Annotated in this window: 16 protein-coding genes and 1 pseudogene; 7 read left to right on the top strand and 10 right to left on the bottom strand. The window is 75.5% G+C overall.

All coding sequences use genetic code 11. The annotated features are described in order from the left end of the window. Positions 1-175: 175 nt before the first annotated feature. From C3488_RS26455 to C3488_RS26440, 4 genes are read left to right on the top strand one after another with little or no spacing between them, the layout of a single operon-like run. Positions 176-1,198, top strand: coding sequence for an NAD-dependent epimerase/dehydratase family protein (locus C3488_RS26455; RefSeq protein ID WP_103843452.1), 1,023 nt, complete (start codon positions 176-178; stop codon positions 1,196-1,198). After that, entirely contained in the window at positions 1,195-1,404 is a 210-nt protein-coding gene (locus C3488_RS26450; protein WP_103843422.1) for a hypothetical protein, read from the top strand. Before C3488_RS26455 ends, C3488_RS26450 begins: the two co-directional genes overlap by 4 nt. A gap of 47 nt (positions 1,405-1,451) precedes the next feature. Then, entirely contained in the window at positions 1,452-2,294 is an 843-nt protein-coding gene (locus tag C3488_RS26445) for a glycosyltransferase (RefSeq protein ID WP_103843451.1), read from the top strand. Then, on the top strand, positions 2,291-3,304 hold the full coding sequence (locus C3488_RS26440; RefSeq protein ID WP_258053651.1) for a glycosyltransferase family 2 protein: 1,014 nt from the start codon (positions 2,291-2,293) through the stop codon (positions 3,302-3,304). Before C3488_RS26445 ends, C3488_RS26440 begins: the two co-directional genes overlap by 4 nt. Before the next feature lie 62 nt (positions 3,305-3,366). Here C3488_RS26440 and C3488_RS26435 read toward each other — a convergent pair whose 3' ends face one another. Then, a complete protein-coding gene (locus C3488_RS26435) occupies positions 3,367-3,561 on the bottom strand; it encodes a DUF2795 domain-containing protein (RefSeq protein ID WP_103843421.1) in 195 nt (64 codons plus the stop codon). Between the two features lie 270 nt (positions 3,562-3,831). On the opposite strand from C3488_RS26435, the gene C3488_RS40745 reads away from it, so the two are divergent. The 3 genes from C3488_RS40745 to C3488_RS26425 all read left to right on the top strand — a co-directional run bounded on the left by C3488_RS40745 (position 3,832) and on the right by C3488_RS26425 (position 6,004). Continuing rightward, on the top strand, positions 3,832-4,002 hold the full coding sequence (locus C3488_RS40745) for a hypothetical protein (RefSeq protein WP_181139206.1): 171 nt from the start codon (positions 3,832-3,834) through the stop codon (positions 4,000-4,002). 14 nt (positions 4,003-4,016) lie between these two features. After that, positions 4,017-4,334, top strand: coding sequence for a DUF2795 domain-containing protein (locus tag C3488_RS26430; RefSeq protein WP_103843420.1), 318 nt, complete (start codon positions 4,017-4,019; stop codon positions 4,332-4,334). 332 nt (positions 4,335-4,666) lie between these two features. Then, positions 4,667-6,004, top strand: a complete 1,338-nt coding sequence (locus tag C3488_RS26425; RefSeq protein ID WP_308460693.1) for an MFS transporter — start codon at positions 4,667-4,669, stop codon at positions 6,002-6,004. 384 nt (positions 6,005-6,388) lie between these two features. Here C3488_RS26425 and C3488_RS26420 read toward each other — a convergent pair. The 9 genes and pseudogenes from C3488_RS26420 to C3488_RS26380 all read right to left on the bottom strand — a co-directional run. Further along, positions 6,389-7,451, bottom strand: a pseudogene (locus C3488_RS26420) (glycosyltransferase family 9 protein). After that, complete coding sequence (gene rfaE2 / locus C3488_RS26415) at positions 7,448-8,842, bottom strand: D-glycero-beta-D-manno-heptose 1-phosphate adenylyltransferase (protein WP_103843418.1); 1,395 nt, start codon at positions 8,840-8,842, stop codon at positions 7,448-7,450. Before rfaE2 ends, C3488_RS26420 begins: the two are co-directional and overlap by 4 nt. Continuing rightward, a complete protein-coding gene (locus tag C3488_RS26410) occupies positions 8,839-9,489 on the bottom strand; it encodes an SIS domain-containing protein (protein ID WP_103843417.1) in 651 nt (216 codons plus the stop codon). Before C3488_RS26410 ends, rfaE2 begins: the two co-directional genes overlap by 4 nt. Before the next feature lie 114 nt (positions 9,490-9,603). Then, entirely contained in the window at positions 9,604-10,875 is a 1,272-nt protein-coding gene (locus C3488_RS26405; protein ID WP_103843416.1) for a glycosyltransferase, read from the bottom strand. Continuing rightward, positions 10,872-11,837 carry a glycosyltransferase gene (locus tag C3488_RS26400; RefSeq protein WP_103843415.1) on the bottom strand — a complete coding sequence of 322 codons (966 nt, stop codon included), beginning with the start codon at positions 11,835-11,837 and terminating at the stop codon, positions 10,872-10,874. Before C3488_RS26400 ends, C3488_RS26405 begins: the two co-directional genes overlap by 4 nt. Further along, on the bottom strand, positions 11,834-13,084 hold the full coding sequence (locus C3488_RS26395) for a glycosyltransferase family 9 protein (protein ID WP_374955459.1): 1,251 nt from the start codon (positions 13,082-13,084) through the stop codon (positions 11,834-11,836). The genes C3488_RS26400 and C3488_RS26395 overlap by 4 nt, the downstream gene beginning before the upstream one ends. Then, a complete protein-coding gene (locus C3488_RS26390) occupies positions 13,081-13,758 on the bottom strand; it encodes an HAD-IIIA family hydrolase (RefSeq protein WP_103843414.1) in 678 nt (225 codons plus the stop codon). The genes C3488_RS26395 and C3488_RS26390 overlap by 4 nt, the downstream gene beginning before the upstream one ends. After that, a complete protein-coding gene (locus C3488_RS26385; protein ID WP_103843449.1) occupies positions 13,755-14,822 on the bottom strand; it encodes a glycosyltransferase family 2 protein in 1,068 nt (355 codons plus the stop codon). The genes C3488_RS26390 and C3488_RS26385 overlap by 4 nt, the downstream gene beginning before the upstream one ends. Positions 14,823-14,842: 20 nt before the next feature. Beyond that, a partial coding sequence (locus C3488_RS26380) for a carbamoyltransferase C-terminal domain-containing protein (protein ID WP_308460692.1) occupies positions 14,843-15,210 on the bottom strand: 368 nt, incomplete at its 5' end.

Here is a 15,210-nt window from a genome sequence, read left to right as displayed (position 1 = left end):
AGCCGAGTCGAGCCGCCGAGGCCGCCACGCGGTCGGCGGTGCGGTGCCCGCACCCCTGTGGCACGCCCTCACCGCAGGCCGGAGCATGAAAACGACTCGCCGGGGCACTCGACGGCCGCCGCGCGCAGGCATGCGTCACTCATCGGCGGAAGGAAGGCGGAAGGACCACGTGCTGATGACGCCGACGACCACGTTCTCCCCGCTGCCGACGGCCCGGCCCTACTGGGGCCGTGCCGTGGTGACCGGGGGCGCCGGGTTCATCGGCTCACACCTGTGCGAGCGTCTCCTGGACAGCGGGATCGACGTCGACTGCGTGGACGACCTGAGGTCGGGATCGGTGGCCGACATCGCCCATCTGACCGGTCGGCCGGGCTTCCGGTTCGTGGAGTGCGACATCGCGCGGCCCGAGAGCCGCGACGCCCTCGCCGGCCCCTACGACGTGGTGCTGCACTTCGCAGGTCCGGCCTCCCCGGCCGACGCCCGGGGCCGCGCCCTGGAGACGATCGCCGCCTGCGGCCTCGGCACGCGCAACGCGCTGGCCGTCGCCGACCGGGACGGCGCCCGCTTCCTGCTGGGCTCCTCCTGCCAGGTCTACGGCGATCCGGCGGTGCACCCGCAGCGGGAGGACCACTGGGGCGACGTCGACCCCGTCGGACCGCACAGCGCCTACGCCGAGTCCAAGCGGTTCGCCGAGGCGCTCACCACCGCCCACGCGAGCGCCCGGTGCACCGACGCGGGCATCGTACGGGTGTTCACCACTTACGGCCCCCGGATGCGGGCGGACGGCCGCCAGGCGATCCCCACCTTCATCCGGCAGGCACTGGCCGGGGAACCGGTCACCATCGAGGGCGACGGACGCCAGACCCGCTCCCTGTGCTACGTCGACGACACCGTCGACGGCATCCTGCGGGTCGCCGCCAGCCGGTCCGTGCGGCCCGTCAACATCGGCGGAGACGAGGAGACCACCGTCGAGGAGATCGCGCGCAGGGTGATCGCCCTCACCGGCTCGGACTCGCGCCTGACCTTCGTCGACCGGGACCCGGGCGATCCCGCGCGACGCCGGCCCGACACGACCCTCGCCCGCGAACTGTTCGGCTGGGTACCGAAGGTGACCTGGGAGGAAGGGCTCAAGCTGACCATCGCCGCCTTCACCGACAGGATGCCGGAGCCAGTGGTGCACGGGGGAGGGGCGCGGTGAAGGCGCTCACCGCCGCCACCGGCGCCCCCGTCGTCTCGCTCCGCTCTCCGGTGGATCCGCGCCGGGGACCCTACGAAGTGCCCGGTGTGCTCCTCGGCGACGAGACCGGTTCCCGCGCGGACACGAATGTCCACCCGGGTCTGAACGAGATCACGGACCACGACGTGCTGCGCGGCGTGCAGAAGCTGCTCCAGGAGGGCGGGTGAAGCACATCGACGCGCCCGAGCGGCACGCCTCCCGTGTCACCGTCGCCATGATCACCCGCGACCGCCGTGACAGCGTGCTGCGCACCCTGGACCAGCTGGCCGACCTGCCCGAGCGGCCCCCCGTCATCGTCGTGGACAACGGCTCCAGCGACGCGACCGTGGACGCCGTACGCGACCACCCGCTGGGCGCGCGCGTCCTGGTCGCCGGACGCAACACCGGCGCGCTGGGCCGCAACCTCGCGGTACGGCACGCGGTCACGCCCTACGTCGCCTTCAGCGACGACGACTCCTGGTGGGCGCCGGGCGCCCTGGACACCGCGGCGGACGTCCTCGACGACCACCCGCGGCTCGGCCTGCTGGCCGCCCGCACGCTGGTCGGCCCCCAGGCCGCCGAGGACCCGCTGAACGCCGTCCTCGCGCGCTCGCCGCTGCCGCCCGACCCCGATCTCCCCGGCCGCCCGGTGCTCGGCTTCCTCGCCTGCGCGGCGGTGGTCCGCCGCCGGGCCTTCCTGGAAGCAGGCGGCTACCACCGGGTGCTGTTCTTCGGGGGCGAGGAGACCCTGCTGGCCTACGACCTCGCGGCCCGCGGCTGGGGCGTCAGCTATGTGCCGTCGGTGACGGCCCACCACCACCCGGATCCCGGCGGACGACCGGGCCGTTCGGCGGTCCAGCGGCGCAACGCCCTGCTCACCGCGTGGCTCCGCCGGCCCGTCACGGTGGCACTGGGCCACACCGCCCGCCTCGCCGCGGCGGCGGCCCGCGGCGAGCGCGACGCCGCGGCGGCGTTGCGCGGTGCGATCGCCCGCCTCCCCGCGGCCCTCAGGGACCGAGAACCGCTGCCCGCACGGATCGAGCACGCCGTTCGCCTGCTGGAGCGGGCCACGCCATGAGCACCGACGACCGCACCGACGACCGAGGACGAGCGGACATGCCCCACGACCCCTCCCGTGTGCCCGCCACGACACCCCGGAGCGACGCCGGCACCCCGCGCGGCGACGGCCCCCGCCCCGACCGCCGGACCACGGTCGTCGTGATCACCCGGGATCGCCGCCCGGAACTGCTGCGCACCCTGCGTGCCCTGCGGGACCTTCCCGAGCGGCCTCAGGTCGTCGTCACCGACAACGGATCCACCGACGGCACCGCGGACGCCGTCACCCGGCACTTCCCCGAGGTCCGGCTGCTGTGCCCCGGACGCAACCTGGGAGCGGTCGGCCGCAACCTGGCCGTCCGCCACGTACGGACGCCGTATGTGGCGTTCTGCGACGACGACACCTGGTGGGAACCGGGGTCCTTGAGGCGTGCCGCGGACCTCCTCGACGCCCACCCCCGACTCGCGGCCGTGACGGCCCGCATCGTGGTCGAGCCGTCGGGGGAGGAGGACCCCGTCGTCGCCGAACTGCGCGACTCGCCCCTCACGGGCCCCGGCTGGCTGCCCGGTCCCGCGCTGGGGTCGTTCCTCGCCGCCGCGACCGTGATGCGCGTCGACGCCTTCAGGGCGGTGGGCGGCTTCCACCCCGGACTGTGGCTGGGCGGTGAGGAGGAACTCCTCGCCACCGACCTGCTGCGCCGCGGCCACTGGCTGAGTTATGCACCCGAACTGACCATTCACCATGCCGCGTCCCAGGTGCGGGACAGCACCGAACGGCGCGTCCTCGGACTGCGCAACACCCTGTGGTTCACCTGGCTGCGCCGTCCCTGGCCGTCCGCGCTGCGCCGTACCTGGTACCTCATGCGCACCGTTCCCCGGGACCGCGCGTCCGTGCGCGCGTTCGCGCGGGCGGCGGCGGGGCTTCCCTGGGTCCTGAAACAGCGTGATCCCGTGCCCGCCGACCTCGAGGCCCGGCTGGTCGCCCTGGAGGAGGCGCGGCGGACCTCTCCGGCCCGCAAGTACGTCGGCTGACCGCCGGTGCACGCACCGCGGCCGGGGCACCTCGCCCCGGCCGCCGCACCTTCGACTTGGGATCACTCGTTCTCGAACACCGCCTTGCTCACCTCGGCCGGGTTCTGGAACTTCTTCTTCCCGAGGTGATCGATGCGCTCGGTGATCTCCCTGGGAGCGCGGTTGTCCCGGGCGACCTTCTTGAGCTGCTCGGTGTCGGCCGGGTACTCCGCGCCGGACAGTGCTTTCTGCAGATCTGTGGGGCTGACACCCGCCATGGCTCCTCCAGGCGGTGAGACGTTCCGGTTGACACGGCGCCGCCAAAAGCGCCGGACCCCCGAGTACCCGTGGCCCGGCGGGGCCATGCGCAGGCCGGACGCGCGATCCCCCGCCCCCCGCCACCGCCCGGGCGGTGGCTCTCAGACGCCGCGCTCGCCGTCGCCCGGCGCGCATGTTGTGTGTTCCCGATCTTCAGGGTGTTCACCGCCTGGTCTTCGGGTACTCGCCGTCGTTCAGGAAGCGAAAGGCGTATGTGAGGAATCGTCGCGATGACCGTTCCCGAGGAGAACCGGAAGAAGACCGAGACCACCGACGACGTGGTCGTGGAACCGGCGCAGGAGGAGGCCGGCAAGGCCGCCCCCACCGGTCCCTCCGGCCGCACCATGCGTGAGGCGATGGAGGAGGCGGGCATCCAGCGGGAGGACTACGAAGAGCGGTAGCAAGGAGGCCCCCCATGGCGCACGCCGATGTGCCGGAGGTGCTCGGCGCGCTCAGGGACGTCGACTTTCCGGCCGACAAGGACCAGTTGCTGACGGCGGCGCGAACGGCCGGCGCCTCGGACGAGGTGGTCAAGGCGCTGCGCGGAATACCGCCCGAGGAGTACACCAGCCGGGAGGACGTGGCGCGGTCGGTCCGGGTGGACCCCGACTCCGACCTCGGGCACACCGCCGCACAGCGTGCCGAGCAGGCGCGTGAGGGCGGCGAACCCGGGCTGTCGCAGCACCTGCGGGACGCGCCGAAGACGCCGATCCAGGAGGAACTGGAGGACTGACGTCACGGCGGTCGGCCGCGGACGCTGTGAGCAAGTACACAGGAGCACCAAGTCCCCGACAGTGTCGGGGACTTGGTGTGCTTTCGGCACCCCGCCCGGGGTCCGCGGCGACGACTCGCCGGTCCCGTCTGCCACGATGGGCGACGCCGTCCTCCCGGGACCCGCACCGCGGCTCACCGGCGGCACGGCACCCGCCAGATCCGGGGGAGCGACCGCGCAGCGCAGCCGGTGTACCGAGCTCCCGCCGATGTTCCGTGTGAGTCCTCCGGGACCCGTCCCCGAAGATCACTGTGCCTTCTTCCCCTGTCGCTTCCGCGTCCCCTTCTGCCCCCGTGCCGGCTGCTTCGGCGCCGGTCGCCGCCTCGGCGGCCGAGTCCTCCTCGCCCTGGAGATCCCTGAAGTACCGCAGCATGCGCTGGTGGTCCCTGGCGAACTTCGTCTCGAACGCCGGCACCTGGATGCAGCTCACGGTGCAGAACCTGCTGGTCCTGAAGATCACCGGGTCCGCCGCCGCCACCGGCCTGTCGATCTCCGTCCAGGCCGCCCCCGCTCTCCTCGTGAGCCTCGCGGGCGGCGCCGCCGTCGACCGCCTGCCGAGGAAGCTGACCGCCGCCGTCAGCCAGGCGCTCCTCGGCGCCGTCGCCTTCACGACGGCCGTCCTCGTCGTGCTCGGCCGGCTCGACGTGCCGGTGCTGATGGTGCTGGCCGCCGTCACCGGCCTGATCGCCACCGTCGACGGGCCCGCGTGCGCGCTGCTGGGCAACGACCTCGTCCGCGAGGAGGACGTCCCCTCCGCGATCGGCGTGGGCTCGCTGGTGCACAGCGCGGGCCGGCTCGCCGGTACAGCGCTCGCCGGTGTGGCGGTCGGCTTCTTCGGCACGGCCGCCGCGTACGCCGCGAACGGGGTGTCCTTCCTGTTCGTCGCTTCCGTGATCCCCTTCCTGCGCCCGGCACCCGGCGCCGTACGGGCTCCCGCGCGCCGTGCGCCTGCCGTCCCGGCCCAGCGCGGCGGTCGGCCCGCGGGCGGGGACATGACCGTGCGGCAGGGCCTGGCGTTCTTCGCGCGCCGCCCGCGGCTGGTCGCCCTTGCGGGCATCACCGGGATCAGCGCGATCTTCGGACGCAACTACGGCCTCACCCTGGCCGTCCTCGTCACCGGCCCGCTCGCGGGCGGCGCCGGGGCGTTCGGCACGGTGTCCACCGTCCTCGCCGTCGGAGGCATCGTCGGTGCGGTCCTCGGTGCCCGGCTGCGCCGGCCCTCCGTGCGGGTGGTGGGCACGCTGGCCGCCGTGGGCGGACTCCTCCAGATCGTGGCGGGGCTCTCGCCGTCGCTCGCCGTGCTGCTGGTGCTGGTTCTGCCGATGGCCGTGGTGGAGTCCGTCTCGGACACCGCCGGGACGACCGTCCTGCAGACCGACCCGCCCGCCCACCTGCGCGGTCGTGTGCTCGGCGTGTGGAGGACCATCAGCACGGCGTGGGGCCTGGGCGGCCCGCCCGCGCTCGGTCTCCTCATGCAGATGGCCGGAGCCCGGGGCGCCCTCGTCGTCGGCGGCGTGATCATCGCGGGCACGATCGGAGCGGGCTTCGCCCTGCGCCGGCGCCGTACCACCCCGGCGGTGGTGCTCCGCACGGAGGACCGCGGAGTACCGGACCTGAGCACCGCGGCCTGAGCCGTCCGGGCGGCGGCCGGCCGGCGCCCGTTGCCGGGACCGACGTGCGCGTCGGCGCCCGTTTGCCGGGCCTGCCCCGGCCTGCCACCGCCCGCGCGCCGAACGGAGCGCGGCCGTCGCGTCGGACGGCACTGCGGTGGGGCCGGGGCCGGCCAGGGCCGGATCGACGGCCGGCGGCCCTCACCGTTCGCGGTCCCTGCGCGACGCAGGGAGTTTCCGAACATTCCGGACCGGCTTCCGGACGGCCCTGCCGCCCGTCTTCCGGGAACCGACCGCCGCACGGTGGCGGACGGCGGGCAGATCGCCAGGGCTCAAGCCTGCCCGGCCCGTCGGCCCTCAGCCCGCGCAGCCCTCGTGAGCGCTCCGTCTGCCGTGGGCCCTCCGTCAGCCGCGGGCCCGCAGACCCGTGGTCAGTACTCCGGGCCCATCGCCCCGCGTTCCCCGGCCTGGTTCCGGTTCCCGCCCGCGCTCCAGTACGCAGTGCACCGCCTCGGTGACCTCCGCCACCGTGATCCTCAGCAGCCGCTCGTCCGGCACCCTCCCGTGCGCGTCCCCCGGCCTGGGTGCGTCGTCGGCCCCCGGGTGCCAGAGCACCCGGTGCCGTGGCGTCGGACGGCGGCCCCCACAGCCGAGGGGCGACCGGGCCGAAGAGGACCACCGAGGGTGTGCGCAGCGCCGTGGCCATATGGGCGAGCCCGGTGTCGCCGACCACCACGCAGCGGGCCCCGGCCACCAGCGCGGCCAACCGGTCGAACGGCACGTCGCCGTCCCCTCCCACGACCGCATCCGGCGGCAGCCCCGCCCGAGCCGCCACATTCCGCGCCAACGTGCCCTCCCCGGCGCCCGCGGTCACCACCACGTCGTACCCCGAGCGGCGCACCTCCCGCGCAACGGCCGCGAACCGCTCCGGCGGCCAGCAGCGCGCTCCGGCGTCGGCCCCCGGGTGCACCACGACGGCGCCGGGTGCGGGGGAGGGCGTCGCGGGCGCCGGGATGGACAGGTCCTCCGGGTCCGCCCGAACGCCGTACCAGGCGAGCAGACGGCACCACCGTTCCCGCTCGTGCTCGTCCTCCCGCCACACCGGACCGGGGATATCGGGAGTGTCCGGGTGCGCGTAGGCGAACAGCCGCCGCGGCCCGAGCCGCTGCAGCAGGAGGTGGCTCGGCGGGCCGTTGCCGTGCAGATCGACCGCCAGGTCGGGCGCGGGCCCGGGCCAGGCCAGCTCGGCGGGCACCGCCCGGCCAGGGGCGGAGGCGGGCAGCAGCCGGTCCACCAGGCCGGTCGCCGCGGCTGCCCGCTCCAGCCGCCCCGGCGCGGCCAGCACGATCTCGTGGCCGGGCAGATGCCGCCGCAGCGCCCGCAGCGCGGGAACCGCCGTCAGCAGATCGCCGAGCCCGAGCGCCCGCAGCACCAGCACCCGCGGCGAGTGCGCCTCGGCCGTCCTCACGACGGCGGCACCGGGGGAGCGGCGGCCCGCGCCGCCCGGCGGGCCAGCACCGTCGTGGAGCGGCCGTCGAGATAGGGCAGTACGACCGCCTGCCCGCCCCAGGCCCGCAGCGCCTCGGCCTCCGGCAGGTCCTGGACGGAGTAGTCGCCGCCCTTGACCCACACATCCGGCCGCAGCCGCTTCAGGACCGTCTCCGGGGTGTCCTCCTCGAAGACCGCGACGGCGTCCACGCTGCCGAGCGCCTCCAGGACCCGCACCCGGTCCGCCACCGTGTTCAGCGGGCGCCCCGGTCCCTTCAGCCGGGCGACCGAGGAGTCCGAGTTGAGGCACACGATCAGACAGTCACCGATGCGGCGCGCACTCTCGAGCAGGCCCACGTGTCCCGCGTGCAGCAGGTCGAAGCAGCCGCCGGTGGCCACGACGGTGCCGCCCCGCGCGCGGACCTGCTCGGCGACAGCGAAGGGGTCGGTGCGGGGGGTCTGCGCCGGAGGAGGGGGCGAGGTCCGCCACAGCGCCGGGTTCCCGGCCCCGCCCGCCGAGACGAACGCGGCGGCCTCCGCGACGCCCCGCTGCAGGGCCTCCTCCGGCAGTGCGCCGTCCGCCAGCGCCGCCGCCGTCGTGGCCGCGAAGCAGTCGCCCGCACCGCAGGGGTCGCCGCTGGCCCGGTACGGCGGCGGCACCAGCATCGGCGTGCCGTTGCCCGGCCTGGCCAGCAGCGCCCCGCGGTCCCCGAGGGTCACGGCGACACCGGCCGCCTGCCAGCGCTCCGCGAGCCGAGCGGCCCGGTCGGCGTACGCGCGCAGCGAGTCGCCGTCGCCGGGGCACAGGGCGGATGCCTCCGCCGCGTTCGGGGTGACCAGTCGCGCCCCCGGCACGGGAGTGTCGCCCCGGGGGTGGGGGTCCCACACCAGCGGCGTGCGCGGGACGACGGCCGCCAGGTGCTCCCGCACGGCACCGGCCGTGTGCCGCCCATAGTCGGCGACCAGCACGGCGTGCGCCTGCGCGAGCGCCTCCCGCACCGCGGCGTCCGGCTCGCCGGGCGTGCCGCCGCCCCGGTCGATCCGCACCAGGGGCCGGCCGCTCGCCAGCACCCGCGTCTTCACCGGCAGGCTGCCCTTCAGCGGGATCTCCACCAGCCGCACCCGGCCGCGCAGATCACGGCGTACGGCCTCGCTGGCCGAGTCGTCGCCGAGCGCGGTGACCAGCACGACCTCACGCCCGCCGCGGGCCGCGAGCGCGGCGGCGAGTCCCGCCCCGCCCGGATGACGCCGGTCCTCGGTCACGTCGACGACCGGGGCGGGGGCGTCCGGGGACAGCCGGGTGGCGACACCTTCGATGTCCTCGTCGAGCAGGACGTCCCCGACGACCACGAGCGGACCTCGCCCCGTCACGACGCCCTCCCGTGCGCTCCGACCGTACGTGGCGCGGCGGCGTGCCGGGTGGCGGCGCCGAGCGCCGCGTCGAAGCTCTCGCAGAGCAGGTGCACGGCCACCAGATGGGCCTCCTGAACGGTCGCGGTGTTGCCGACGTCGATGCAGAGGGCCTCGTCGGCCGCCTCCGCCAGCGGGTTCGGTCCCGGCCCGGTGAGCGCCCAGACGCGCAGCCCGGCCGCCCGGCCCGTCACGGCCGCACTGATGAGGTTGGCGCTGCGGCCGGAGGTGGACAGCAGCACGAGCACGTCACCCGGGCGGCCGTGTGCGGCCACCTGCCGGGCGTAGACCTGGTCGAAGCCGTAGTCGTTGCCGATCGCGGTCACGCTGGAGGTCTCCGCGTGCAGCGAGATCGCCGAGTAGGCCGGCCGCTCCTGCCGGTAACGACCCACCAGCTCGGCGGTCAGATGCTGGGCCTGGGCGGCGCTGCCGCCGTTGCCCGCGGCCAGCAGCCGGCCGCCGGCTGAAAGGACGATCGCGAGTCGGCCGCCCCACTCCGCGATCCGGTGCAGGCCGTCCCGGCGCAGGCGGACGAGCGCCTGTTCCAGCGAACGGCAGTGCAGATGCGCGGCATCGAGTGCAAGGGATGCAGAAGAGGAATCGGTCATGCTGATCGGGCGTACCGCGTCACGGGGACGGCGGCCGGACCCGCACCTCCTTCGGACGTCGGAGCTCCGCGGTGGGTCGGGAACGCTGTCGAGGGCCGGGCGGACGGTGCGTGATCACACCACCCCCGTGGCGGCGGGCTGGGCGTCCAGGACGGAGCAGTACGTCGCCTCGGTCGCCGCGGCGACCCGCCCCCAGCCGTACCTGCGCAGAACGCGACGGCGCCCCGCCGCGCCGCACGCCTCCCGCTTGTCGGGGTCGGCGAGGAGTTCACCGACGGCCCGGGCGACGGCCTCCGGGTCCCGTGGCGGCACCAGGCGCCCGGTGGTCGGATCCGCGACGGTGTCCAGCTGGCCGCCCACCGCGCTGGCCACGACCGGCCTGCCGCAGGCCATGGCCTCCAGCGGGACGATGCCGAACGGTTCGTAGTCCGCCGGGCACACCACCACGTCGGCCGCGCGCAGCAGCGGCGGCACATCGCGCGGCGCCACGCCGCCCGTGAAGATCACCCGGTCGGCGACCCCGTGCTCCTCGGCGATGCCGCGCAGCCGGCGCACCTCCGGGTCCTCGTCCAGCCGGTCCGCCGACGGCCCGCCGACGACGACGAGTTCCGTGTCCGGCAGCAGGGCCAGCGCGGCGACGGACACCGCCGCGCCCTTGCGCGGCACCAGACGGCCCAGCTGGAGCAGCCGGTGGCGACGGGTGCCGCGTTCCGCGACCGGCCCCTTCGGCGTGAAGAGCTCGGTGTCCACCCCGCACGGCACGATGCCGACCTTCCCGGCGGGTATGCCCATCCTGCCCAGTTCGACGACCTCGTCCCGGCACGTGGCGATCACCCGGTCGCAGCCGAGGCCCACCTCGGTCTCGTACGCGATCCGGCGTGGCGGACTGGTGTCCGCCAGCTGCTGGTGCCGTCGCTTCACGGTGCCGAGCGCGTGGTACGTGTGCAGCAGCGGCAGGCCCAGCTCGCGCACGGCCCGCAGCGACGCCAGCCCCGACATCCAGAAGTGCGAGTGCACCACGTCCGGCGCCCGCACCCGCCAGACCCGGGCCAGATAGCGCCCGAACTCGGCCATGTGGGGCAGCAGTTCGTCCTTGGGCAGCGGCTCCGGCGGACCCGCGGGCACATGGCGCACCTCGACCCCTTCGCGCAGCGGCACCCGGTCCGGCAGGTCCTTGTCGTCGCGGCGGGTGTACACGGTCACCCGGTGTCCCCGGTCGGCGAGCGCCCCGGCCAGGCAGGCGACGTGGACGTTCTGCCCGCCGGCGTCCACCCCGCCCAGGACGGCGAGGGGGCTCGCGTGTTCCGAGACCAGCGCGATCGACAGGGAACCGGGGCCGTCGGCTTCGACGGTGTCCGGCTGGATGGGATGCAGGGATGAGGTCATGAGCGCGCCTCCGTCATCACGCGCTCCCAGTCGTCCAGGAAGCGCTTGAGCCCGTACCGGCCGAGGGCCGCCTGGCGGGCACGGGCGCCGGCCTCGGCCGCGGCTTCGGGTTCGTGCAGATAGTGCCGGGCTGCCCGGGCCAGGACGTCGGGCCGGGTCGACAGCACGCCCGCGCCCTGCGGGACCGCCTCGACCACCTCGGTGGTGGCGAGCGCCAGGACGGGCATGCCCAGGTGCATGGCCTCCAGCAGCGACAGGCCGAGGGAGGTCCAGCGCACCGGGTGCAGATAGAACCGGCGCTCGGCCATCGCCCGGTGCAGCTCGGCCTGCGGCAGGTCCGCGCTGCGGCACCGCTCCTCGGGCAGCCCCAGATGGCCGGCCAGGCCCTCGGTGCGCATCCCGAACACGTCCAGCGGTGCCGCCTCCGCCAGCGCGGGCAGCAGATCCGTACCGGTGTAACGGCCGCGCCGCACCGGCTCGTTGACGACGACGGCCCCGCGGGCGAGACGGCCGGTGTACTGGTGTCCCGGGTCGACGATGCCGTGCTCGACCACCTCCGTGCGCGTTCTGCCGCAGTCCCAGAACAGCCGGTTGAAATGGGTGACGTGAACGAGCGTCAGGTCGCTTCGGTCGGCGAAGGGATGGCGGGTGTTCGGCACGTCGCCGTCCGGTGCGTTGTGCTCCAGGTAGACGGCGGGGATGTCGCGGCCGGGGCGGCGGCCGCCTAGCCAGCGCTCGGCCAGCGCCGGCTCGTGCGGCCGTTGCAGGACGACCAGGTCCACTTCCGCGTCCCGCAGCTGCTCGGGGGTCGCCTCGCGCACCGAGGACGGCCAGGAGAACGTGCGGGCCCGCCCCAGTCCGTCAGGGTCGCGGCCGGGTGTCACCGGAACGAGGTAGGTGTGGGGACCCTGGACGAACGCCGTCGTCCAGGAGCCGTGCACGTGCCACAACAGGATGTTCATACGGTCGCTCCTCGTTCCGTCTCGGGACCGCGGCCCGGCCCGGACACGTCCTCCGCCGGGCCGCACGCGTCCCCCGGCCCCGGGACGCCCTCGGCCTCTGACACGTCATCGGGGCCGGACGCGTCCTTCGGGCGGGAGGCGTCACGCGGCCCGGGCGACGCGTCCGTGGCGAGATCCGCTCGGTCCGTCTTTCGCGTCCGGTCCGCGTCATGCGTCGCCGTGGGCCTTCTCTCACCCAGCGCCGCCACGGCGGCCAGCACCTCCGCATCGCTCACGCCGTCCAGGCACGGGTGGCCCTGCACAGGGCAGTGCCGGGCGCGGGTCGACGCGCACGCGGCGCCCTGGTCTCCGAGCAGCACGTGCGGGACGCCGTACGGGGCCCAGCGCTCGGCGGGTACGACCGGCGCGAACAGGGAGGCGACCGGGGTGCCCACCGCGGCCGCCAGATGCGCCGGCCCGGTGTTGCCGACCACCGCCACCCGCGCCCCGGCCAGCACCCCCGCCAACTGCCGCAGATCGGTGAGCCCCCCGAGGTCCAGCCCGTGCGATCCGGCCACCTTCGCGGTCAGCTCCCGCTCCCCACGGCCCCCGGTGACCACGACCCGATAGCCCTCGGCGGCCAGGGCGGCCGCGGCCCGCGCCGCCCGCTCGGGGCTCCACGCCCGGGCCGGCACCGCGGCACCGGGGTGCAGCACCACGTACGGCTCCGACCCGGTGAGGTGAGTGGTGTCCGGCGGCGTGGTGACCCGCAGCGCCCCCTCGTCGCCGGGCGGCAGCGCGAAACCGGCGTCCCGCGCCAGGTCCAGCGCAGCCAGTGCCTCATGCCGGTGCGGCAGCCGGCGGTGCCGCAGGTCGAGCAGGGCGCCCGGGTAGTCCTCGCTGTCGGCGGCCGTCCAGCCGACCCCGGCCAGCTTCAGCAGCAGCGCGATCGGCAGCGGACTCTGGTGGTACGAGACGAGCACCAGGGCCCGGTCGAAGCAGCCCGCGGTCAGCCTCTGAAGGAGCTGCCGCGTCGCCGCACGGGAGACCGGCGCCGGTTCCAGCCCCACCCACGGGGCGTCGTACTCCAGCACCTCGTCCACGCCCGGCAGCAGCTTCGCCGCCTGCACCCCGCGGGGACCGCACAGCATCGCCGTGTGCGAGGAACCGGCCGCGACGGCACGCACGGCGGGCCCGGCCAGCAGCACGTCGCCGGCGCTGTCGAGGCGCACGACCAGGGTGCGGGGAAGGCGTCGGGTGTCCGTCATCGTGCCTCCCCCGTGATCGAGGCGGCGCGCGGCCCGTGACCGGAGCCGTCCTCGGGGACCAGTACCAGGCGCACCGCTGCCAGCAGGTCGCCGGCCGTGGTCTCGGCGGCCTCGATCTCCTCCGGGAGGGTGACGGGGGTCGGCACCAGCACGCCGCGGGCGCCCGCCGCCCGGGCGGCCCCCATGTCGGCGCCGATGTCCCCGATGACGACGGCGCGCTCCACCGGGACGCCGAGCCGTGCACAGGCGGCCACCACCAGGCCCGGCGCCGGCTTGCGGCAGCCACAGCCGTCGCCCGGGCCGTGCGGGCACACCGCCCACACGTCGAAGGGGCCGAGCAGCTCCTCCACCCGCCACCGCACCGCCTCGACCTGAGTGCGCGTCAACCGGCCGCGGGCCACGCCGGACTGGTTGCTGACCACACCGACGGGGACGCCTCGCGCGCGGACGGCGTCGACCGCCTCCCGCGCCGTCGGCATCGGCACGACGCGCGCCGGGTCGCCGTTGTAGGGCACATCGGACACGAGCGTGCCATCGCGGTCGAACAGCACCGCAGCCGGCCCGGCGCCCCCCGTCTGCGGCGGGCCGCCCCGGGCTCCGTCGAACAGCCACGGCCCGGTCGCCGACGGCACGGCGGCCTCGGTGTGACGGGGCGGCAGGGTACGTCCGCTCATGGGTGCACCCGTTCCTCGAGCGACCGGCGCCCCACCGGCGGCTGCGCCGCGGCGTCGTATGCGGCGTGCGGCGGCGTTCCCCGGTGGACGACGTGACCGCGCAGCCAGTGCCAGGCGGCGGCGGGCGGGATGAGCACGCTGGTCACCGCCATGGTGGCCACCTCGTCCGGGGTGCGCGGCCCCGGGCCGATCCGTGCCAGGGCGAACTCGGCGGTACCGGCCAGCCAGCCGGCGGCACAGACCGCGGCGGCCCGGGGCCTGCGCAGGGCCGCGCAGGCGAGGGCCGCCACGGCCGCTCCGGTCACCCCCAGATGACCGGGCAGCCGCCCCCGTGGTGCGCCCGCCCTGCTCCACCACCCGTGGCCGTGCAACCGGGTCATCAGCACGTCGTCCGCGTTCCCCGCCTGCAGGCGCACCGAGACCCAGCGGTCGGCCGGGCGCACCGGGTGCGTGGTCGTCCGGGACCCCGAGGTCACCGTCCACCCCGCGGCCTGCACCCGCAGCGCGAGGTCCGCGTCCTCCCGGAAGGCCCTCCGGAACCGCTCGTCGAAGCCGCCGACGGCCTGAAGGGCCGTGCGCCGGTAGGCCATGTCGGCGGTGATCCACCGCGCGTCGGCGAGACCGGCGGTGTTGCGTTCCCAGTCGGTGGGCCGGCGGTCGGACGGCAGCGGCACGTCGATCCGGGCGGTGATCGCCCCTGTCCGTTCCGTCGCCTCCGCCAGGTCCAGGGCGAGGTCGTCACCCCAGGTACGGCCGGGCACCACGTCGTCGTCGAGGAACACGATCCACGGGATCCGCCCGGCCGCCCGCCACCCGTCGTTGCGGGCCGCGGCCGGCCCCAGGGCCCGGCCGCGGACCACGGTGGTGACCGGGCGCAGCGGCCCCGGGATGTCGACCGTGAGCGGCTCGGCCTCGCTTCCGGGGCGGTCGTCGACGAGGACCACGCGCACCGGCCGGGGCCCGGACGCCTCGGCCAGCGCCCGCAGGCACGCACTCAGGCTGGGCCGTCCCAGCGTCGGTATCACCACCGCGTACGCGTCGTCGGCGTAGGCGGTGGTCACCATGTCGTCTCCGCGCCCGGCCATCACGTGCTCCTCGCGTCGGCGCCGCGGAAGAAGTCCCCGCGCCGCACCGCGTACGGGCCGATGGCGAGGAGGTCGACGGGGGAGGAGCCGAAGCACTCCAGCGCGTCGCGCGGATCGTCCACCATGGGCCGGCCCGCCGTGTTGAGGCTGGTGTTGACCACCACGGGCAGCCCGGTGAGCCGTTCGAACTCACCGAGCATGCGGGCGACCAGCGGCTCCTTGGCCGGATCGACGGTTTGGATGCGGGCCGTGCCGTCGACGTGCACGACCGCCGGGATGCGGTCCCGCCACGCCTCGGCCACGTCGTGCACGAACAGCATGTACGGGCTGGGCAGCGGACCGTCGAAGATCTCGGAGGCGCGGTCGG

The sequence above is a fragment of the Streptomyces sp. Ru72 genome (assembly GCF_002920635.1).
Taxonomy (GTDB): domain Bacteria; phylum Actinomycetota; class Actinomycetes; order Streptomycetales; family Streptomycetaceae; genus Streptomyces.
The sequence above is the reverse complement of the archived record's forward strand: the minus strand, read 5'-3'. Positions and strand labels throughout refer to the sequence as shown.